Here is a 918-nt window from a genome sequence, read left to right on the forward strand (position 1 = left end):
CACCACATATTGCTTGCGGATTTCTTCAAGGAAGGAGTTCTTGGTCAAAAGCGTCGTCGTGGCGAAAGCCGACAGCACAAGTGCGGTGAGCGGCAGCGTCATGTGCCAGAAATAGTCGAGGATCTTGTCCGGCCAGGACAACTGGTCCCAATTGTCGGAAACGATGCCGCGCAGCGGGAACCAATCCCAGAACGAGCCGCCGGCAAACAGCACCATCAGAAGGATGCCGAACAGGAAGCCGGGGATGGCGTAGCCGACAATGACGATGCCGCTCGTCCAGACATCGAATGTCGAGCCGTCCTGCACCGCCTTGCGGATGCCGAGCGGGATCGAGATCAGGTAGGACAGAAGCGTGATCCACAGTCCGATCGAGATCGACACCGGCATCTTTTCCAGGATCAGGTCGAGCACGGAGATGTCGCGGAAATAGCTGTCGCCGAAATCGAAGCGGGCATAGTTCCACAGCATCATGCCGAAGCGCTCGAGCGGCGGCTTGTCGAAGCCGAACTGCTTTTCGAGCTTCTTGATGAATTCCGGGTCCAGCCCTTGAGCGCCGCGATATTTCGAGCTGACATCGCCGGCGACATCGAGATTGGTGGCGCCGGCATCGCCTCCGCCGCCGCCGAGGCGATCGGTGCCGCCCTGATTGGTCAGCCTGGCGATGACCTGCTCGACCGGACCGCCCGGAGCGAACTGGATGACGGCGAAGGAGATCGCCATGATGCCGAACAGCGTCGGGATCATCAGAAGAATGCGGCGCAGGATATAGGCGCCCATCAGCTTTTACCCTCCCCCTTGCGGGGGTCCGAAGGACGGGCGAGACACGTGGCTCGCCCCGGCAAGTCGATCCGCGAAGCGGAGCGGGGTGGGGGCATTACCGGGCGGGCGCACGCTGTCGGCCCCCCACCCCGGTTCACC

General features: G+C 62.1%; 1 protein-coding gene. It reads right to left on the minus strand.

The features are described 5' to 3' along the window. Positions 1-777 (minus strand): ABC transporter permease subunit (locus EOA29_RS38105; RefSeq protein WP_127222496.1); only part of this gene is annotated, 777 nt, incomplete at its 3' end. Between the last annotated feature and the right edge of the window lie 141 nt (positions 778-918).

The organism is Mesorhizobium sp. M1E.F.Ca.ET.063.01.1.1, assembly GCF_003998155.1.
Lineage (GTDB): Bacteria > Pseudomonadota > Alphaproteobacteria > Rhizobiales > Rhizobiaceae > Mesorhizobium.